The organism is Shewanella inventionis (assembly GCF_014641855.1).
GTDB classification, from domain to species: Bacteria; Pseudomonadota; Gammaproteobacteria; order Enterobacterales; family Shewanellaceae; genus Shewanella; species Shewanella inventionis.
On record NZ_BMII01000020.1, the window covers coordinates 1 to 20962 of the forward strand.

A 20962-nucleotide genomic window follows, 5' to 3' on the forward strand; every position below is an offset into this window, starting at 1 on the left:
AATTTCTTACTATAAATAATGGTACCCGAGGCCGGACTTGAACCGGCACGCTTATTCAGCGAGGGATTTTAAATCCCTTGTGTCTACCGATTCCACCACTCGGGCAAAGTGTTGTTTTAACCGTTACAATAAGTAACCATTAAACGCAATTTTGTGGAGGCGCGACCCGGAGTCGAACCGAGATCGACGGATTTGCAATCCGCAGCATAGCCATTCTGCCATCGCGCCATGCTTTACCAAATTCGAATCCATCGGAGGAGATAAGAAATTGGAGCGACATATCGGGTTCGAACCGATGACCTATACCTTGGCAAGGTATCGCTCTACCAACTGAGCTAATGTCGCATTTTCAATCTTCGTACATGCTATTTTTAACACTGCGAGAAAGGTATCGTCTTTCAACCTACCCAACTGAGCTAATGTCGCATTTTCAATCTTTACAACCTGAGGACGTTTCCCCTGACTGCGGAATGGCATTCTACCGATTTGATCGGGATAGTCAATCAATAAAAACAGGATTATTGCAACAAAATGACTGTTTGCTGCATAAATCATCACTGTGATTAATTTTTAATAATATGAAACCAATTATGCCCTGCTACACACGTGTTTCAATGTTTAAATCAGTCAGGCTCAAATAAAAACACCTCAATCATTGAGGTGTTTAAATGAAGGATAACAATAACTACAGTTGCTGTTTATAGGTTAGGCAGTGATAAAGTGGTTAAACCCAACATTTTTTGCATCACGCCGACGACCTGACAGCTATAACCGAACTCGTTATCGTACCAAACATACAAAATTGCACGCTTGCCTTCTGCAATCGTGGCCTGTGAGTCAACAACACCAGCATAACGTGAGCCGACCAAGTCACTTGATACAATTTCAGTAGATTCAGTAAAGTCGATTTGATTTTGTAATCCAGACTGCAGGGCCACATCTTTTAAGTATTCATTTAACTCGTCACGATTAGTTTCAGAGTTTAAATTAACACTGATAATCGCCATTGACACATTAGGCGTTGGGACCCGAATTGCATTGCCGGTTAGTTTACCTGCTAGTACGGGTAGCGCTTTTGCCACAGCTTTAGCGGCGCCCGTTTCAGTGATAACCATGTTTAATGGCGCACTACGGCCACGACGATCTGCACTGTGGTAGTTATCAATTAAGTTTTGATCATTGGTATATGAATGAATAGTCTCAACATGACCATTCTCAATACCATATTTATCATTTACTGCTTTCAATACTGGTGTGATGGCATTAGTAGTACAACTTGCTGCTGACACAATCATGTCTTCATCTAAAATGTCGTTTTCATTAACACCATACACAACATTCTTAATTGCGCCTTTAGCCGGTGCAGTTAACAACACTTTGCTTGCTCCAGGACTTTTAAGATGTAAACCTAAACCGTCTTCATCTTTCCAAATACCAGTGTTATCAACGATTAAAGCGTTATTAATTCCGTATTTAGTGTAATCGACCTGATCAGGCGAATTAGCATAAATGACTTGGATGTATGTACCATTTGCAATGATGGCGTTATTTTCTTCATCCACTTCTACAGAACCATTAAATGGTCCATGCACTGAATCACGGCGTAACAAACTGGCACGTTTTTCTAAATCACCTTGTTTACCACCACGAAGCACAATTGCACGTAAACACATTTTATTGCTTTTACCAGTACGCTCAATCAACAAACGAGCAAGTAAACGCCCAATACGCCCAAAACCATAAAGTACTACATCTCTGGCTGGAGTATCATCACCATGATTCAATGCTGGTGCTAACTCATTAGCCATGTATGCTTCTATTCCGCTTGCGTCCTTGTTGTCACGCCAGTAATTAATCGCCAGTTTACCAATGTCCACTTTACAATGTTGAACAGCTAATTTGCTTAGCGCTTCAACAAATGGGAAACTTTCGCGAAGGCGTAACTTTTCTCCAACATGACGACGTACTAAACGGTGTGACTTAATAATTTCGATAGTTGATGCGTTTAAAAGTGGTTTTCCATATACCACCACTTCTACACCTTGGTTACGATATAACTTACCGAGCAATGGTTGCATTGCTTCAGCCATTTCGAAACGTTCTTGCCAGCTTTGTAAATGTTTATCTGCGCTCATGTAGGGATCCTTTATCTCACTTTTCCAGTTTTTTAACAGAAAGGTTTGAGTAACAAAAAGAAAAGACCAATAATTAAATTGTTGTATGGGTTTTACCCTCTTGGTCGGCGACATTGTAATGAAATACACGACATTTCGCCAGTAACAAATTTTCGGTAAATATGTAATTTTATTAGACAATTTACCTCTCGGAGACGGTTTTGAGCCAAAATTTTGTATTAATTACATCATTTACATTTATTGGGGCATTTTTTGGTCTTTTTGGCTGCGATAATGACCGTAATAGCGACCTAATTTGTAAAAATAATCCTGAACTTTGTAGCGATTTACACAAAGATAGTTGGTGTCGATTTGAAAAAGGGGATCTTATTCGCCATAGATACTTACTAAAACAGAGTTCTGCTCCAACAGGAAAAGAGCTTTACCAGCAGCTTATCTACCTTGAAAATTACAGCAAATGCATCGAACTTGCCGCCGGTGTTCAACATAAACTCAATACAGACCGAACACGGGATCGTGAACGTGCATTTGCTGTTAGCACGCAAACGTTAGCAGAGCTACAAGCGTTTACTCAAAATAATAATGATCTCCATTTAGCTTATTATCGATGGATACGATTTAATGATCAGGCTGGTCTTGCCATTGTTGAGCAAACTTATCAGCAAGGACAATTAACCGACCCTGAAATTATCAGCCAATTGGCAGCCCATTATGTGCGTTATCAACCAAACGATGCCAAGCATCTCTACCTAACATTATTGGCTAACACAGAGGCAGAATTAATTAGTCCTGACTGGTTTTTAGCACTGGCATCAATTTACAAACAACAACAAGATCACCAAAAAGAATACTTATTAACACGTGCCTATTTATTAATAAGCCCAAATCATGTCAATGAAGAACAATTATTGGCGATTATCCAAGGGAATAAGCACCTCGCTCAGCGATTAGATCAGCAAGCTACTGAATTAATTGCTTCGGTAATGAGTGGATCTTTTGCCAACAGTGCCAGTGAACTGTTGCTCAAATAAACACCATGTTATGCTAAATTAGCCAAGCTGATCTGAGTCTGACTTAATGTGCCAACTTACAAAACTGTGCTTAAATTATCTTCAAAACGTGCTAAATGTAAAAAAAATACAAAATAATCCCCCTATTTTGCCAATTTAGGGTGATTTAACTTGACCATTACGGTTAATTTGGTAATTTTACAACCAGGCGATCAGCATGCCACCAAATTATTTTATCACTTGAGGGATATGAGATGACTATCCGTGTTGCTATTAACGGCTATGGCCGTATCGGAAGAAATGTTCTACGTGCACTTTATGAAAGCGAAAAAGATTATCCAATCCAAATCGTTGCATTAAACGATTTAGGTGACGCATCAATCAACGCCCATTTAACCAAGTACGATTCTGTGCATGGTCGTTTCAATGCCAAAGTTGATCACGATGATGAAGCTATCTATGTTAATGGCGACAAAATCCTGACTTTCCAAGAACGCGATCCTTCTAAATTGCCTTGGGCTGAATTAAACGTTGATGTGGTATACGAATGTACTGGTATTTTCACTTCTAAGGCTGCTGTTCAGCCGCACTTAGATGCTGGTGCTAAAAAAGTGATCATTTCAGCTCCTGGTAAAAACGTAGATGCAACTGTTGTTTACGGTGTTAACCAAGACGTATTAACTGCCGACATGACTGTGATTTCAAATGCTTCATGTACCACTAACTGTTTAGCTCCAGTGGCTAAGCCATTAAGTGATGCGGTTGGTATAGAGTCAGGTTTAATGACGACTATCCATGCTTACACTAACGATCAACGTTTGTCAGACGTATACCACACTGATTTACGTCGTGCTCGTGCAGCGGCAATGTCTATGATCCCAACACAAACGGGTGCAGCAGCTGCGGTAGGATTAGTGGTTCCTGAGCTACAAGGTAAATTTGACGGTTTAGCAGTACGTGTTCCAACGGTAAACGTATCGTTAGTCGACCTAACCTTCTTAGCATCACGCGATACAACTGTTGAAGAAATTAACCAAATCGTTGCTGATGCGGCTAAAACGTCACCACTAAATCAAGTGTTAGCGATTAATGAAGAGCCTTTAGTGTCTATCGATTTCAACCACAACCCATTCTCATCTAATTTCGATGCGACACAAACACGTGTTAAAGGTCGTTTAGTGAAAGTTATGGCATGGTATGACAACGAATGGGGTTTCAGTAACCGCATGCTAGACAACACAGTTGCATTAATGAACGCTAAATAATCTATTTAATAGATTACTTAGATAAGAGCCTCGCATTTATGCGGGGCTTTTTGTTACCTGCAAGCCAATACGTCAACGGCTTAGATCTAATCAATTAGGCAACTAAAATTAGCCATAAAAAAGCCGACTTGCTGTCGGCTTTTTATGCTTACGAGGCTAAGTGCTTTTTAAGCATTGCCCTTCACTTTCATGTTTAGCCCTTTAGCAAAATCGAGCATGCGTGTCAGTGGGATAAGTGCTTTAACGCGTAGCTCATCATCAACAAAAATTTCGTGATTGGATTTGTCACTATTGATCAATGATTGTTCAATGGCTTGTAAACCATTCATGGCCATCCAAGGACAATGTGCACAACTTTTACAAGTGGCGCCATTACCCCCTGTCGGAGCTTCAATTAATGTTTTACCTGGCGCAGCTTGTTGCATTTTGTAAAATATGCCGCGATCGGTGGCCACAATAAAGGTGTCATTTGCCATCGTTTGCGCAGCTTTGATCAACTGGCTAGTTGAGCCTACTGCATCGGCAAGTTCAACCACGCTTGCTGGTGACTCTGGGTGAACCAAAATTGCCGCACCTGGGTGAAGTTTTTTGAGCTCACGTAGCGCTTTGGCTTGAAACTCATCATGGACAATACATTCGCCCTGCCACAACAACATGTCTGCGCCAGTTTGTTTGTTGATGTAAGAGCCTAAATGACGGTCTGGTGCCCAAATAATTTTTTTATCTTGGCTATCAAGATGCTCAACAATTTCTAACGCAATACTGGAAGTGACAACCCAATCAGCACGAGCTTTTACTGCGGCAGATGTATTGGCGTAAACCACCACAGTGTGATCTGGGTGCGCATCACAAAACGCATTAAACTGCTCGATTGGACATCCTAAATCTAATGAACAGGTTGCTTCTAGTGTTGGCATTAAAATGGTTTTTTCTGGACTTAAGATTTTGGCGGTTTCGCCCATAAACTTAACCCCTGCAACAATTAATTTTTTAGCAGGATGGTCACGGCCAAAACGCGCCATCTCTAGCGAGTCAGACACACAGCCGCCCGTCTCTTCTGCTAAAGCTTGAATTTCAGGATCGGTGTAATAATGGGCGACTAACACCGCATTTTGATCGATCAACAACTGTTTAATTCGTGCTTTATATTGTGCTTTTTCAGCGTCAGACAACACGGCAGGTTTGGGTGGAAACGGATACTCGATAGTTTCAATTTTAGGTGCCGACAGACTCATACAGGTTCCAAGCGATTGAGATTATCCGCAGATTATACGAAAAAGAGGCTGAAAACAAAAGGACGCGATTGCGTCCTTTTAGATAAAACTGTGCATTGCTATTGCGAGCTTAACGCATGGCCAATAGCATTTCTTGCGGTTGTTCTAGGTAGTGTTTCCACAAGTTACAGAATCGTGCGATAGTTCCGCCATCAATGACACGATGATCCCCAGACCAGCTCACTTGCATTATTTTTCGCGCTTCTACTTCGCCCTTAACATTAAAGCGTGGCAACACCTGTAACTTACCTAAAGCAACGATGGCCACTTCGGGTTTATTAATAATAGGTGTAGCAACCGTGCCACCCAAGGCGCCAATATTAGAGATTGAAATCGTACCGTCTTTTAAATCTGCTGGCGATACACGGCCACTGCGAGCTGCAGCGGTTAAACGCGTAATGTCGGCGGCAATGTCCAAAATAGACTTACTTTGCACATCTTTGACATTCGGCACCAATAAACCCACTTTTGAGTCAACGGCCATACCAATGTTATGACGTGATTTATAAGTCAGCTCGGTACAATCAGCATTCACCTGGCTGTTAAGTATGGGAAACTCGGTAATCGCTAATGACATGGCCTTCATAAAGAATGGCATCATGGTGAGTTTAACTTCATCGGTTGAATAACGTTGTTTCATATTGTCGCGAAGAGCAACTAACTCTGTTAAATCAAACTCTTCACAGTAAGTAAAGTGTGGAATAGTCGATACCGACTCAACCATCATCTTCGCCATCACCGCTTTAACACCTTTTATCGGCTCAACGCGATCCACACCAGAATGACTAATAGTTGCCACTTCGGTGGTGGTACTAACTTGACTCGATGCTGAAACGTTTGCGCTGTTTGTAGAGGCTGCAACAGTAGGCTTAGCAGCACCTTGTTGATGGCGTTCAATATCTTCTTTATAAACGCGGCCGTTTTTACCACTACCAGAAACCAGGGCTATGTTAATGTCAAGTGATCGCGCTAAACGTCGAACGGCAGGACTGGCTAAAGCCTTACCTTGCGCAACAGGCTCTGCGCTAACCAATACTGGTGAAGTGTCAGCTTGCTGTAGCACCTGCTCTGGTGCAATATCCTGTACGGTGTCTGTTTCTACTTCAATGGCAAATAAAGGCGAGTGAACTTTCGCAAGTTGGCCTTTACGGTAATATAGTTTGACTATTTTACCGGCTTTCATCGCGGGTATTTGTACGAGCGCTTTATCTGTCATCACATCGGCGATCGGTTGGTCTTCAACCACCACATCACCTTCTTCAACCAGCCACTCAACGAGCTCACACTCGACAATACCTTCACCAATATCTGGCAATAAAAAGTCTTCTACGTTTGACTGACTCGTACAAGCAACCTCAGAACGGCCTTCTACAACAGGCGTGACTTCTGCCATTGGGACTTGCGTTGGCTCTGAGTCATCAATGTCCATTTCTACGGCATAAAGCGGTTGATGAACAATGGCAATATCACCTTTGGCATAATATAGCTTAGTGATTTTGCCAGCATGAGGCGCCGGTATTTGCACTAATGCTTTGTCTGTCATTACGTCAGCAATCGGCTGGTCTTCGGTGACGATATCACCTTCGCTCACTAACCAATCTACTAATTCACATTCCACTACACCTTCACCGATGTCGGGTAAAATAAAATCTTTAATCATATCTTACTCCTAAAACGCAACTGAAGCTTTGATGGCTTCGAAGGTTTTCAATTCATCTGGCATGTATTCTTTTTCGTGAATTAATGGATACGGCGTATCTAAACCACACACTCGACTAATTGGCGACTCAAGCGATAAGAAACATTCTTGTTGAATGGTTGCGGCAATTTCACCCGCAAACCCGCCAGTCAGTGGCGCTTCATGGTTAATCAATAAACGGCCGGTTTTAGTCACCGATTTAGCCACCGTGTCGACATCCCAAGGCGCTAGAGTGCGTAAGTCGATAATTTCGCATGAAATACCTTCTTTTTCGGCACGCTCGCAAGCTTTTTCAACAATTTCCATCTGCGCGCCCCACGCTAATACGGTTATGTCACGGCCTTGTTTAACCACTTGTGCTTTGCCCAGTTCGATTTGATAATCGCCAGCGGGGACTTCACCTACTGAGGCGCGGTATAAACGTTTAGGCTCAAAGAAAATAACGGGGTTAGGGTCTCGAATTGAAGCTAATAATAAACCTTTAGCTTGCTCAGGATTACGTGGCACAACCACTTTTAGCCCTGGGGTTTGAGTAAAGTAAGCTTCTGGCGATTGCGAATGGTAATGACCACCAGCAATACCACCGCCATAAGGTGTGCGAAAGGTTAATCCCCCCACATCAAATTGATTACCACTGCGGTATCTAAATTTTGCAGATTCATTAACGATTTGATCAAAGGCTGGGAAAATATAATCAGCAAACTGAATTTCAGCAACCGCAGTCATGCCAAATGATGCCAGGCCATTGGCAAAACCGGCGATGCCCTGCTCTGTTAACGGTGTATTAAAGCAACGGTCACGACCAAATTGCTCTTGTAATCCAGAAGTTGCACGAAAAACACCACCAAAGTGGCCCACGTCTTCACCAAAAATAACCATGCGCTCGTCAGCTTTCATGGCAATCGATAACGCCTCATTGATGGCGTGTAACATATTCATTTGAGCCACGGTTACAGTCTCCCTGCGCTTTTAGGATAGGCTTTTGGATACTTATTGATGTGCTCTTTTAATTCTTTCAGCTGCTTTTTAAGCGCTGGCGTTGGTTTATCGAGCACGTCTTCAATGATTTCATCAAGCATAGGAATAGGTAGTTTTTCGGCCACTTTTACTGCCGCTAACACTTCTTCACGGTAGCGTTCAAATAATTTGGCTTCGTCAGCTTCGCTGATCCAACCTTTATTAATCATCCACAATTTAAAGCGTTTAACCGGATCATGCTGTTGCCATTTGGCTTCTTCATCTTTTGAGCGATAACCTGACGGGTCATCTGATGAAGAATGTGCCCCTAAACGATATGTCATGGCTTCGATGAGTACTGGGGCATTATGCTCTAATGCATGGGCACGCGCCTGTTGTGTTGCTGCAAGCACCGCTAGCATGTCGTTACCATCAACACGGATTGTGTGCATACCATAACCAACACCACGGCTAGCAATGCCGTTACCCGCAAACTGCTCTTCTGTTGGTGTTGAAATGGCATAACCATTGTTACGGCAAAAGAAAATAACTGGCGATTTAAGTACTGCGGCCATATTTAAACCCGCATGAAAATCGCCCTCTGAGGCAGCGCCTTCACCGAAGTAACAAATAGCGACATTACGTTTGCCTTGTAACTTCATACCGTATGCAACACCTGTTGCCTGTGGAATTTGCGTTGCCAAGGGTGATGAAATAGTTTGATAATTCAGTTCGCGGCAGCCGTAATGGATAGGCATTTGCCGGCCTTTACCTAAATCTTTCTCGTTACTGAACATCTGATTCATAAATTGTTCAGTGCTAAACCCGCGATAACGCAATGAGGCATGTTCACGGTATTGAGCCAAAATAACATCGTCTTTATCAAGTGCTGCTGTACTGCCTACTATTGAGGCTTCTTCACCGGTACAGGTCATGTAAAAACTAATACGGCCTTGACGTTGCGCACCCAACATACGCTCGTCTAATACTCGAGTAAAAACACAAGTATCAAAGATTTTTTCGGCTAAAGTCTTGTCGATAACTGGCAGAACCGCATTTTCATAGGTGGTGCCATCTGCTTGTAAAATTCGCAAAATGGGAATGTGCAATGACGCTTTGTCTAAGAAGCTGACACGGTGCACTGTTTCATTGGTCAGTGGTGCGTTGCTCATATTATGCTCTTATTATTGTTAAGCCATGTTCAACATAAACATGGCTTTATTGATACTATGCAAGTAAACATTACGTTAACGTAAACTACCTATCAATACTTACTCTCACTCTAAACGCATTTTACTCACAATTAACATGTATATTTTGCTTTACGACTACAACTTGAATACATGTTTCTGAGTATCTTCAGTTTGATTGGGTATTGATAATATTCTCGTTTGGCGCTGGCACTAGGCATAGCACCGTCCGTTGCCCAATAGGCACATTAGCATTAGGAAATACAATAGCCTCTTGTGGATGTTCTACCACAATTTGCTGTCCGCCCTCTGTGGCCAATACCTCACCTTGCTTGAAGGCACTGAAATTTTCGGCATCATTGGCAAAATTAAAGGCAAAGTCATCGAAATGCTTATTTATAGAGCGAGAAACCTTGTACAAATTGACTTTACTCGAATCGAATTCAATCGGAGCAAGAGTGGTTTCAGTAATTAGTTTTTCAAGCATAGTATGAGTTTGGCTAAAACGACTCATATCATTTTGACCAAACGGCATCACTTTACCGAGCTCTACGGTAAAGGCATCTGCGTTAAATTGTTCTGAAGAGTAATAACTAAAAGTGGTGGTAGGTTCATGATGAAACAAAATCGTGTCGACACCACATGCCGCTAAAAACATAATTTGTTCTGCGCTGTAAGCGCGGCCTGGTCGATAAGGATAGATGGCAAATTTTTCATGCTTAGAAGCACGGATCGCAGTATGCAAATCGTAATGGATGCGTTGACGATCATTATTGGAATTAAAGAAATCAGCTACGTATTGTTCAAGTGCTTTTGCACGATGACGTTCAGGATGCGTTAAGCCCTCACCTTTTGAATGCGCGCCACTGAATAAGCGATTCATGTTTTCATCGATAAACCGGGTTTGATTGATAATAGCTGCGGGATTGCCAATTAAAAACAGTACGCGTTGCTTAGCCATGATGCGTTGAGTGAGCAGATCTTTAATGATTTGATTGCATATTTCTATGGGTGCGGTTTCATTACCGTGAACAGCACATGACAATACAATGTCTTTGGTTGCATCTAACGGGGTGAAAACTATTACACCTGTGTCCCATACATCTACACGGGTATGATCCCCTAGCATAAAGTCATAGGCGCTTGGCAATTGATTGGGATTGGCTAAGGTATAATCTAAAAAATCATTGTTTATCAACAGGTCAGATAACACGATGAACTCCTTGTCTCATTATTATGTGGCACATTCACTCACGTACAGTTGAGCACGTTAGATTAATAGCCTATTTGCGCGGATTCTATCATAGCCACAATGTATTTTATTGTTGCTATAAGTTAGATTTATTTATTAATAAAAGTTTGCTTGCAAAAATCGTCAACATTCAACACAATTACAGCCATCTAGACTTCTAAACTGTTTTAAGGGTACATCATGGCGTTAGCAACATTTGGGGCAGGCTGTTTTTGGGGCGTTGAATATTTTTTCAGAGAAATTAATGGCGTAATTAACGCAACCTGTGGCTACATGGGTGGTAAAGACAGTGCTACTACCTACAAAGAAGTCAAAACAGGCACCACTGGCCATGCTGAAGTTGTTCAGGTTGAATTTGACCCAAGCATTGTAAGCTACAATGATTTATTAGATACATTTTGGAAAAACCATAACCCAACCATGCTCAATATGCAGGGCGGTGACATTGGTACTCAATATCGCAGTACTATTTTCTTCCATGATAAAGAGCAAAAAGCACTTGCTGAAAGCTCAAAGCTGGCGCTCGCGCGCAGTGGAAAATGGGGTCAACGTCATATTGTGACTGAAATTGTACCGATACAAACATTCCACATTGCCGAGGAATACCACCAGAATTATTTAGAAAAAAATAATTTACCGTCTTGTCATTTAGTGTATTAAACGCTGAAAATTAACTTTGGTTCGGTTTGCCGGAATTTCGGCGGATGTAAGATCAACATCAAGACGTGTTGATCTTACAAAGAAACTTGTTGTTCATTTCTAAAAGCCATCGGCTCTACAGTGTCGTTATTGTGCATAAAAAGTCGATAACGATGTCAATATGGCCATCAAACACAGTTTAAAGGGTTGTGTAAAACAGATCCTGCTTTGTTGAGCAAATGACGCTTAGATTGCCAGACAATTCCCTCGTCGCGCTTTATCTGTTTTATCTTGAACAATATTATTTACACAATAGATTAACGCAATCGATTTACTACCGTTAACTTCCCTTTACCCGCCGATGTAAATTCCATACAATCCCATGCAAATTGCTTAAGGCATGTTATCGGAGAATAAAATCATGAGTGAAGCTCGTCACGTTAACCTATTAATTTTAGGTTCTGGCCCTGCTGGCTATACCGCTGCGGTTTATGCTGCGCGTGCAAATTTAAAACCTGTAATGATCACAGGTATGCAGCAAGGTGGTCAATTAACCACTACGACTGAAGTTGAAAACTGGCCAGGCGATGCAGAAGACTTAACCGGTCCAGCATTAATGGAACGCATGCAAAAGCACGCTGAAAAGTTTGACACTGAAATTATTTTTGACCACATCAATGAAGTTAATTTAACTGAGCGTCCTTTTCGTTTAAAAGGCGACAATGGCGAATTTACCTGTGATGCATTAATTATTGCAACGGGTGCTTCTGCTAAGTATTTAGGCCTTCCATCTGAAGAAGCCTTTATGGGCCGTGGCGTATCAGCTTGCGCAACTTGTGACGGTTTCTTTTATCGTAACCAAAAAGTTGCGGTCATTGGCGGTGGTAACACCGCAGTTGAAGAAGCACTTTACTTAAGTAACATTGCTTCTGAAGTTCACTTAATTCATCGCCGTGATAGTTTCCGTTCAGAGAAAATTCTGATTGACCGCTTAATGGACAAAGTGGCTAACGGCAATATCATTTTACACCTAGACCAAACCCTGGAAGAAGTGACAGGCAATGATATGGGTGTAACGGGTCTTAAAAAGAAAAGCACCAAAGATGGCTCAATCACAGATTTAGAGGTTGCCGGTGTATTCGTTGCTATTGGTCACAGCCCTAACACAGGTATTTTTGAAGGCCAATTAGAAATGAACCACGGTTACTTAAAAGTAAACAGTGGTTTGCAAGGCAATGCGACACAAACCAGCATTGAAGGCGTTTATGCATGTGGTGACGTAATGGATCAACATTACCGTCAAGCAATTACCTCTGCTGGCACAGGTTGTATGGCTGCATTAGATGCAGAACGCTACTTAGACGCAAAAAAGTAATTATCAAACTGACTTAACATGACAAAAAGAGCAGACTTTCTGCTCTTTTTTTGCTTCGCAATAAGCGCTTTCAAATAAGCTGCTCACAACCACAGGCTTTAAACTGTTTTTTGATAAAAAACAGCCTCAGTATCGCCTAATGGATCTCGGTGAATTCGTTTGTACAAAAAAGTCATGCCAAGCTTTTTCATAATCGCAATTGATGCATGATTATCTTCAACCGCTATCGCACTTACATGGGTCACATCACCACAAGCACTGATTGCCTGCATTACTGCCTTCGCCGCTTCTGTCGCGTAGCCTTTGCCCCAACAGTCATATTTAAAGCGCCAGCCAAGTTCAATATTATGTAGTTCAGGTTGGGTGAAAAAATGCATTGGCCTGACTAAAATCCACCCCAAATACTGACCACTCAATTGGTATTTATCATTTTCAGCGCAATCTAGCGCTTCAACTTTCCACAAACCCCAACCTTTTGCGGGATTTAAATACTGAGCTAATCTTGGCAACATTACAGTATCAATCTGATTTTGTGTGGTTTTAATGCCCCCATTGAGAAAGTGCATAACCCGTTCATCTTGATCTAATTCATACATCAACGCACCGTCATCAAGACTCATTAATGACAGTGTTAAACGAGGTGTATTAGGGATCTGCATGGATTTATTCCTATTTTGGCTAAAATTAAACACTGTCAATTTAAGCTAAAGAAAAAGCTGAATCGACTGTTTAGCTTATTTTGAAACACAAGTTTACACATTGACACAACATAGTCGAAACATATCGATTAATATAAACAATAGAAAAATAGATTAATTGCAAGCCATTAAGGGTAACACTGCAATCACAAATCATTTAAAAGGAAGCATTGTGGCGACTAAAAAACAGATTATTTTACCCATTATTGTATTGGGCATTGGCATTGTTGGGCTTGTTGGGCTTTCTGCACTAAAAAAACCACCTGAAGAAAAACCTGAAATAGATAGCACTCCGCTAGTATCGGTTGAAGAAGTAATTTATCAACCCATGACCTTTGAAGTCAGCTCTTATGGTGTTGTTAATGCAAAATACATGACAGACATCGTTGCCCAAGTCGGCGGTGAAATTATTTATTTAGATCCCAACTTTGTTAAAGGTGGATTTGTTAAAAAAGGCGAGATTTTAGCTAAAATCGATCCAAGTGATTACCAATCAAGCTTACTAGACGCACAAGCAAGTATCGCTTCATCGCAAGCTTCGTTAGTTCAAGAGCGTGCAAATGCTGAGGTTGCTATCCGTGAATGGGCAGATATCACCAACAGAGAGCCAACGGATTTGAGTTTGCGTAAACCGCAATTAGCACAAGAGTTAGCAAAATTAAAAAGCGCAGAAGCCAGCTTAAATAGAGCCAAACGCGACCTAGAGCGAACCATCATTCGTGCTCCTTATGATGCATTGATAGAGGCCCGAGAAATAGGCTTGGGTTCATTTGTGAGCAAAGGCAGCCCTATTGGCAGAGTATTAAATACCGACAAAGCCGAAGTGCGCTTACCCATTGCAGACAAAGAAATGCAATATTTAGTCGATAAAGGCGTCAATGCTAATGTCAGTTTATCGGGTAATTTTGCCGGCAGTAAACAGGCATGGACCGGTAAAATTGTTCGCAGTGAAGGGGTTGTTGACAGTAAAAGCCGCATGACTTATTTGGTTGCCGAAATTGACGATCCATATGGTTTATCAACGGGTAAAAATGAATTGCGTTACGGCACTTATGTTACTGCAAATATTGAAGGGTTACAGGCCGGTAGTGTTGCTGTTGTGCCTCGCCACCTTATTGTTAACGGCGCGGTGGCTATCATGGACGCAGAAAAGACCCTTAGGTATAAACCCGTCACAGTTATCCGCCAGGACGGTGCTAATGTCGTAATAACGCAGGGCTTAGAGTCTGGCATGCAATTAATTACCTCCGCACTTGATTACCCCGTTGATGGCATGAAAGTCGCCCTACCCGAAGACCGAATTCTGCAAAAAGAGCCGCCAGCAGAAAAAGATGACTCTGAACTTGCGATGGAAGGTGAATAACAATCATGGCTGATACTCACAAAGGTCTTATAGCTTGGTTTGCCCGCAACAGTGTGGCGGCAAACTTGCTAATGATCATTATTTTATTAGGCGGTTTATTAACCGCCAGCACCATTAGAAAACAATTTTTTCCTGAAGTAGAAATCAACTGGATTGAATTTAGCGCTGTATATCCGGGTACCGCCCCACAAGAAGTGGAAGAAGGTATCACCATTAAGATTGAGCAGGCTCTTGAAAGCGTCCAAGGCTTAAAACGGGTTATCACCTATTCGAACCGTAATATGGCTCAGGGTTATTTTCAGGTTGAAGAATCTTACGACCCATTAGTGGTATTAGATGAAATTAAATCTGAAATTGATTCAATCTCTACCTTTCCTGCTGACATGGAGCCGCCGAAAGTTGAACGGATTAAGTTTCGTCAGGAGGTGATGTATTTAAGTCTTTACGGTGACATGTCTGAGCGCCAACTTAAAGATTTAGGCGACAAAATCCACAACGAAATAATGCAACTACCAAACGTTAATATTTCAGAGTATTACGGTGGTTTAGGTTATGAGATCAGCATCGAGGTCAGTAAAGATAAACTGCGTGAATTTGGCCTGACCTTTAACGATGTTGCCCAAGCGGTTCAGGGCTATTCACGCAATATGTCAGCCGGCCAAATTAAAGCTGAAAATGGCTACATAAACCTGCGGGTTCAAAACCAAGCTTATGTTGGTTATGAGTTTGAAGATTTACCATTGCTAACCCTAGATGATGGTACAACATTATCGTTAGGCGATATCGCTGTGGTTAATGATGGTTTTGAAGAAGGTATTCAATACTCTAAATTTAACGGTAAAAACTCAGTTACTTTCTTTATTGGTGCAGCTAAAAACCAAAGTATTACCGACGTTGCCGCCACCATAAAAACCTATGTAGAGAAAAAACAAAAAGCGTTACCTCACGGTGTTAAGCTTGAACCCTGGGTTGACATGACCTACTACCTCGATGGTCGATTAGAACTCATGCTCGATAGCATGAAAAGCGGCGCAGTATTGGTATTTTTAATGCTAGCCCTGTTTTTACGTGTTCGTTTAGCATTTTGGGTCATGATGGGCTTACCTGTTTGTTTTTTAGGTACCCTACTCTTTATGCCAATGGCTTTTATTGATGTCACCATCAACGTGATCAGTTTATTCGCGTTTATTTTAGTGCTCGGTATTGTGGTAGATGATGCCATCGTGATGGGGGAAAGTGCCCACAGCGAATCAGAAGATCACGGCCACAGTGTCGAAAGTGTTATCCGCGGCGTGCAAAAAGTCGCTATGCCAGCCACCTTTGGTGTATTAACCACAATTGCAGCTTTTTTACCCATCACCATGGATGATGGTCCCTCTTCTGCCTTTGGTCAGGCGATTGGTTATGTGGTCATTTTATGTTTGCTCTTTTCATTGGTTGAGTCAAAATTGATTTTACCTGCGCATTTGGCTCACATGAAAAAACCCAAGAAAGTCAAAGCTGGCTCTAAAAACCCGCTAGACTGGCTGCGCAATGGGGTGAATTTTATTCAAAGCAATGTTGACCGTAATTTAAGCAAATATATCGAAAACTTTTATCGCCCATCGCTTGAAATTGCCATTAAATATCGCTACGCCGCCATCATGCTGTTTGTCAGTTTAATTTTAGTCTGTGCAGGGTTATACGGGGGCGGATTAGTGCGCTTTATTGGTCAGCCAAAAATTCCACACGACTTTCCGCGCATTAAAATTGAAATGAACGTTGACGCGTCTGAAAAAGCCACCTTGGCAGCGGCACTCGCCATTGAGGAAACGCTGTATCGAGTTGATAAAAAAGTTGAAGACGAATACGGCCAACGAATGATTTCTGATATGCAGGTTGACCTTCGCAGTCAAACCAGCGCAGAAGTCATGACAAAGCTAGTTGATCCAGAATTACGTCCTATGGACACCTTTGCGCTAGCAGAACTGTGGCGTCAGGCCATGCCGTTAATTCCAGGGGTTAAGTCCTTTACCATTCAAGACAGTTTAATGGGTGGCGGCCGTGAAGACGGTGACATCAGCTTTAGACTAGAAGGTAATGACGAAACCCAACTTGTGGCAGCATCGTTAGCCTTGAAAGAGAAGCTAAATGGCTTAAAAGGCGTAAGCGATGTTAACGACAGTCGTCAATCTAGCGCCAAAGAGGTGCAGTTTGAGCTAAAACCATTAGCCAATGTACTTGGTTTAACCCTGGCAAATATCGCTTCACAAGTGGGCAATAGTTTTTACGGTTTAGAGGCTCAGCGTATTATTCGCAATGGCGAAGAGATCAAAGTCATGCTTCGCTACCCAGAAGATCAACGTAATTCAATTGCGTTAGTACAAGATGTGTTAATTAAAACACCTCAAGGTGCTGAATTGCCCTTATCAGAAGTAGCTGACATTAAAGTGGTTCAGGGGGTTAACAGTATTCGTCGTGAAAATGGCAGCCGTACCATTAACGTGTGGGCTTCTGTTGATGCAGAGCAAGCAGAACCCTTTAAGCTTGCAAAAGATATACGTGATAACTTTATTCCTGAGCTGTTGCTAAAATACCCTCAAGTTCGCAGTGAAGTGTCGGGTAACATTCAAGAACAACTTGATAGCGCTAATACTCAGCTACGTGACTTTATTTTATCCATGCTGGTGATTTACAGCTTGTTGGCAATTCCACTTCGCTCGTACATCCAACCTGTGATGATCATGTCAGTGATCCCATTTGGGATTATTGGCTCGGTTATGGGGCACATCATATTAGGCATAGATTTAAGTGCACTATCTATGTTTGGTATTATTGCCGCAGCAGGTGTGGTGGTTAACGACTCATTGGTGATGGTCGACTATGTTAATAACTCGCGCAAAGCAGGAGTACCTATGCGTTTAGCTGTGCTCAATGCAGGTTGTAAACGTTTTAGAGCCATTATGTTGACCTCTTTAACCACCTTTATTGGTTTAGTGCCAATCATGTCTGAAACCAGCATGCAGGCGCAAATGGTGATCCCTATGGCAGTGTCATTGGCATTTGGGGTGTTATTTGCAACTGTAGTCACCCTGTGTTTGATCCCTTGCCTGTATATTGCAATTGAAGACAGTAAAGCATTAATTAGTCGTATTATTGGAATTTATTCTCCAAGTTCAGCTCAATCAACGCTTGAAGGCTCAAAGCAGAACTGAACATAACTGCCATTGTATTATTAAAGGGATCTTTTATAAGATCCCTTTTTTTTGTGCAAACAACCAAACTGGCAAGGTGCTATAGTTAACAGATCAAATTAATCCCGATATTGTATAGCAACATCATCATTTTATTGAGAATATGCTAATCTGATTGTCATCGTTTGTAACCCAAGGACGCCAACATGAGTCAACGCAGTATTCACTCGCTATTTAAGCCCACTTCTGTAGCCGTCATTGGGGCGTCAAACGGCAATAAACGGGCTGGTAAGGGCATTATGAAAAACCTACTCTCAAGTGGATTTTCTGGGCCAATCATGCCTGTTACGCCAAAATATACTGCGGTAATGGGGGTACTTGCTTACCCTAATATTGAAGCCCTGCCAATTAAACCGGATTTAGCCATCATATGTACTAGCGCGCAAAAAGTGCCGAGCATAGTTGAACGTTTGGCTCAATTTGGCTGCAAAGTGGCCATTATTATGGCCTCTGGCATGGCGCTGCAAACCGACGAGCATGGCAATAATTTATTAGCATTAACAAAGCAATATGCAAAACGTTATGGCATGCGCTTACTTGGTCCAAACAGCTTAGGCATGATTTTGCCTCCTATTGGTTTAAATGCCAGTTTGGCACATGCGGGGGCTATTTCAGGTAAAATTGCTTTTGTGTCGCAATCAGCTGCTATTTGCACCACGGTATTAGACTGGGCCAACAATAAAGGCATTGGGTTTTCATCGTTTATTTCGTTAGGCGATGCAACTGACATTGATTTTGACGAATTACTAGATTATTTAGGTCGAGACAGTAAAACCAGTGCAATCATGCTTTATATCGACTCAATCAACGAAAAGCGTCATTTTTTATCCGCAGCTAGAGCCGCTTCACGCAACAAGCCCATTTTTGTCATTAAATCTGGTCGCAGTCATGAAGGGGTTAAAGCGGCAATGATCCATACCGGCGGTGTTGGCGGTAACGACGCAGTTTATGAAGCGGCATTTCGTCGCGCAGGTATGTTAAGGGTAAACGACTTAATTGAGCTTTTCGCCGCAGTAGAAAGCTTAGCCCACTCTACAACATTAAAAGGCGAGCGATTAGTCATCATGAGCAATGGTGGAGGCCCCGCGGTTCTTGCAGCAGATGAGTTGATCATTAAAGGCGGAAAATTAGCGCAGTTATCAGAAACCACCATCAATGAACTCAATAAGGTGTTACCAGACACCTGGTCAAGACAAAACCCTATCGATATGATTGGAGATGCCGATCATCAACGGTATGCCAAAACCCTCGATATTTTAATGAAAAGCAATGACGCTGATACCATTTTAGTGCTGCATTCACCGTCAATATTGTCAGAAAGTGTCGAGATCGCCACCAGCTTAATTGACACCATTAGCCAACACCCAAACCGACATAAACTGAATATTTTAACCAATTGGAGCGGTGAAGACTCAGCCTATCTCGGGCGTAAGCGCTTCACAAAAGCAGGCATTCCCACCTACCGCACACCAGAAGGTGCGGTACGTGCATTTATGCACATGGTGGAATATCGCCGCAACCAAAAATTGCTGCAAGAAGTCCCCTTGTCTATTCCAGACAATATTCCAGCAGACCGTAATGTGGCCAGAACCTTACTTCAGCAAGCCATTGATTGCGGTCAAACCGTGATTGAAACCCATCAAGCTGTTGATATTTTAAAAGCCTACGGATTAAACACCATAGACACCTGGTTTGTCAGTGATGTTGAAGAGGCCGTTAATATTGCCAATATCGCAGGCTATCCCGTTGCATTAAAAGTACAATCACCAGATCTCCTGTATAAATCTGATGTTCATGGTGTGGTGTTGAACTTAACCTCTGATGAAGATGTGAGTAATGCGGCCCACTCAATCATTGACCGGGTTCATCAAATCAATCCTAATGCTAAAATTGATGGATTGATTATTCAAAAGATGGCGTTAACTGCGGGCGCACAAGAAATTCGAGTCTCGGTCATTAACGACCCTGTCTTTGGCCCAGCAATTTGTCTTGGCGAAGGCGGTTCAGAATGGGACCCCACCCGTGATGCCGCCGTGGCACTACCACCACTGAACATGGCTTTAGCACGCTACATGGTGATACAAGCACTTAAAACCCATAAACTGCGTGATCGGCATTTGCCTTTAGGGCTTGATATGAACGCATTGTGCGTCATGCTCACCCAAATATCACATTTAATTATCGACTGTCCTGAGATTGCTGAAATCGACATCAATCCAGTGCTAGCAGCAGGCGAAAAAATCACCTTGTTAGATGTAAATATGCGCCTGCATGATAGCCCACAAGACAATATTGGCCGGTTGGCGATAATGCCTTACCCTAAAGAATTAGAACAAATCTCAACACTTAAAAATGGTTTAACCGTTATGTTAAGACCCATTTTGCCAGAAGATGAGCCTAAGCATTTAGAATTTGATAATTCACTGAGCGATGAAGACAGATACAAACGTTATTTTGGCGTGCGATCACGGATGACACATGAAGAAATGGCGGTATTGACTCAAATTGATTATGCACGCGAAATGGCATTTATTGCCACCACGACCACCGCAAATGGCGACGAACTCACTTTAGGTGCAGTAAGGGCCTCAATCGATCCAGACAACACAGAAGCCGAGTTTGCAATGGCTGTGCGCAGTGATTACCAAGGTATTGGGTTAGGCAAACTGTTACTGGAAAAACTGATCCATTACTACAAAAACAACAATACCTTGTACTTAACCGGTTTTACCATGTTCGAAAACCGTAACATGGCCAGTTTAGCTAAATCATTAGGCTTTAAAGTGTCATTTGATATGGAAGAACATCTGATTAAAATGCACATGGATTTAGATAATCAAGACAAATACACTAATGGGTAACTAAACCTAAA

At 42.1% G+C, this 20962-nt stretch carries 14 protein-coding genes and 3 tRNA genes; 7 read left to right on the forward strand and 10 right to left on the reverse strand.

Annotated elements, in window-relative coordinates; genetic code table 11:
- Positions 1 to 19: 19 nt before the first annotated feature.
- The 4 genes from IEW93_RS12520 to IEW93_RS12535 all read right to left on the reverse strand — a co-directional run bounded on the left by IEW93_RS12520 (position 20) and on the right by IEW93_RS12535 (position 2135).
- Positions 20 to 105, reverse strand: a tRNA-Leu gene (locus IEW93_RS12520).
- A gap of 49 nt (positions 106 to 154) precedes the next feature.
- Positions 155 to 228, reverse strand: a tRNA-Cys gene (locus IEW93_RS12525).
- A 41-nt stretch (positions 229 to 269) separates the two neighbouring features.
- Positions 270 to 345: transfer RNA gene (locus IEW93_RS12530), tRNA-Gly, on the reverse strand.
- A gap of 353 nt (positions 346 to 698) precedes the next feature.
- Complete coding sequence (locus tag IEW93_RS12535; protein ID WP_188739670.1) at positions 699 to 2135, reverse strand: glyceraldehyde-3-phosphate dehydrogenase; 1437 nt, start codon at positions 2133 to 2135, stop codon at positions 699 to 701.
- A gap of 200 nt (positions 2136 to 2335) precedes the next feature.
- On the opposite strand from IEW93_RS12535, the gene IEW93_RS12540 reads away from it, so the two are divergent.
- On the forward strand, positions 2336 to 3166 hold the full coding sequence (locus tag IEW93_RS12540; protein WP_188739671.1) for a DUF2989 domain-containing protein: 831 nt from the start codon (positions 2336 to 2338) through the stop codon (positions 3164 to 3166).
- 233 nt (positions 3167 to 3399) lie between these two features.
- Entirely contained in the window at positions 3400 to 4410 is a 1011-nt protein-coding gene (gene gap / locus IEW93_RS12545) for a type I glyceraldehyde-3-phosphate dehydrogenase (protein ID WP_188739672.1), read from the forward strand.
- Between the two features lie 167 nt (positions 4411 to 4577).
- On the opposite strand, the gene nadA is transcribed toward gap, so the two are convergent.
- From nadA to astE, 5 genes are all read right to left on the reverse strand, one after another.
- Positions 4578 to 5645 (reverse strand): quinolinate synthase NadA, encoded by a 1068-nt coding sequence (gene nadA / locus IEW93_RS12550; protein WP_188739673.1) that lies wholly within the window; start codon positions 5643 to 5645, stop codon positions 4578 to 4580.
- A 109-nt stretch (positions 5646 to 5754) separates the two neighbouring features.
- Positions 5755 to 7344: a dihydrolipoyllysine-residue acetyltransferase gene (locus tag IEW93_RS12555; RefSeq protein WP_188739674.1), complete on the reverse strand. Its 1590-nt coding sequence runs from the start codon at positions 7342 to 7344 to the stop codon at positions 5755 to 5757.
- A gap of 9 nt (positions 7345 to 7353) precedes the next feature.
- The gene (locus tag IEW93_RS12560; RefSeq protein ID WP_188739675.1) at positions 7354 to 8331 is read right to left on the reverse strand and encodes an alpha-ketoacid dehydrogenase subunit beta; all 978 of its coding nucleotides are present in this window, start codon (positions 8329 to 8331) and stop codon (positions 7354 to 7356) included.
- A 2-nt stretch (positions 8332 to 8333) separates the two neighbouring features.
- Complete coding sequence (locus IEW93_RS12565) at positions 8334 to 9512, reverse strand: thiamine pyrophosphate-dependent dehydrogenase E1 component subunit alpha (protein ID WP_188739676.1); 1179 nt, start codon at positions 9510 to 9512, stop codon at positions 8334 to 8336.
- 187 nt (positions 9513 to 9699) lie between these two features.
- Positions 9700 to 10743: a succinylglutamate desuccinylase gene (gene astE / locus IEW93_RS12570; RefSeq protein WP_188739677.1), complete on the reverse strand. Its 1044-nt coding sequence runs from the start codon at positions 10741 to 10743 to the stop codon at positions 9700 to 9702.
- 219 nt (positions 10744 to 10962) lie between these two features.
- Here astE and msrA point away from each other — a divergent pair, with 219 nt between their 5' ends.
- Positions 10963 to 11442 carry a peptide-methionine (S)-S-oxide reductase MsrA gene (msrA, locus tag IEW93_RS12575; RefSeq protein WP_188739678.1) on the forward strand — a complete coding sequence of 160 codons (480 nt, stop codon included), beginning with the start codon at positions 10963 to 10965 and terminating at the stop codon, positions 11440 to 11442.
- A gap of 400 nt (positions 11443 to 11842) precedes the next feature.
- Positions 11843 to 12796: a thioredoxin-disulfide reductase gene (gene trxB, locus IEW93_RS12580; RefSeq protein WP_188739679.1), complete on the forward strand. Its 954-nt coding sequence runs from the start codon at positions 11843 to 11845 to the stop codon at positions 12794 to 12796.
- Between the two features lie 98 nt (positions 12797 to 12894).
- Here trxB and IEW93_RS12585 read toward each other — a convergent pair whose 3' ends face one another.
- Positions 12895 to 13455 carry a GNAT family N-acetyltransferase gene (locus IEW93_RS12585; protein WP_188739680.1) on the reverse strand — a complete coding sequence of 187 codons (561 nt, stop codon included), beginning with the start codon at positions 13453 to 13455 and terminating at the stop codon, positions 12895 to 12897.
- Between the two features lie 211 nt (positions 13456 to 13666).
- Between IEW93_RS12585 and IEW93_RS12590 the strand changes: the two genes are divergently transcribed.
- The 3 genes from IEW93_RS12590 (at position 13667) to IEW93_RS12600 (ending at position 20951) form a co-directional block, all read left to right on the forward strand.
- Positions 13667 to 14857 (forward strand): efflux RND transporter periplasmic adaptor subunit, encoded by a 1191-nt coding sequence (locus tag IEW93_RS12590; RefSeq protein WP_188739681.1) that lies wholly within the window; start codon positions 13667 to 13669, stop codon positions 14855 to 14857.
- A 5-nt stretch (positions 14858 to 14862) separates the two neighbouring features.
- A complete protein-coding gene (locus IEW93_RS12595; RefSeq protein ID WP_188739682.1) occupies positions 14863 to 18051 on the forward strand; it encodes an efflux RND transporter permease subunit in 3189 nt (1062 codons plus the stop codon).
- 185 nt (positions 18052 to 18236) lie between these two features.
- The gene (locus IEW93_RS12600; protein WP_188739683.1) at positions 18237 to 20951 is read left to right on the forward strand and encodes a bifunctional acetate--CoA ligase family protein/GNAT family N-acetyltransferase; all 2715 of its coding nucleotides are present in this window, start codon (positions 18237 to 18239) and stop codon (positions 20949 to 20951) included.
- Positions 20952 to 20962: the final 11 nt, after the last annotated feature.

Excerpts from the sequence above, each read along its gene's own strand:
- IEW93_RS12535 (WP_188739670.1), bottom strand. The coding sequence starts at position 2,135 with ATGAGCGCAGATAAACATTTACAAAGCTGGCAAGAACGTTTCGAAATG.
- gap (WP_188739672.1), top strand. The coding sequence starts at position 3,400 with ATGACTATCCGTGTTGCTATTAACGGCTATGGCCGTATCGGAAGAAAT.
- nadA (WP_188739673.1), bottom strand. The coding sequence starts at position 5,645 with ATGAGTCTGTCGGCACCTAAAATTGAAACTATCGAGTATCCGTTTCCA.
- IEW93_RS12555 (WP_188739674.1), bottom strand. The coding sequence starts at position 7,344 with ATGATTAAAGATTTTATTTTACCCGACATCGGTGAAGGTGTAGTGGAA.
- IEW93_RS12565 (WP_188739676.1), bottom strand. The coding sequence starts at position 9,512 with ATGAGCAACGCACCACTGACCAATGAAACAGTGCACCGTGTCAGCTTC.
- msrA (WP_188739678.1), top strand. The coding sequence starts at position 10,963 with ATGGCGTTAGCAACATTTGGGGCAGGCTGTTTTTGGGGCGTTGAATAT.
- trxB (WP_188739679.1), top strand. The coding sequence starts at position 11,843 with ATGAGTGAAGCTCGTCACGTTAACCTATTAATTTTAGGTTCTGGCCCT.
- IEW93_RS12585 (WP_188739680.1), bottom strand. The coding sequence starts at position 13,455 with ATGCAGATCCCTAATACACCTCGTTTAACACTGTCATTAATGAGTCTT.
- IEW93_RS12595 (WP_188739682.1), top strand. The coding sequence starts at position 14,863 with ATGGCTGATACTCACAAAGGTCTTATAGCTTGGTTTGCCCGCAACAGT.
- IEW93_RS12600 (WP_188739683.1), top strand. The coding sequence starts at position 18,237 with ATGAGTCAACGCAGTATTCACTCGCTATTTAAGCCCACTTCTGTAGCC.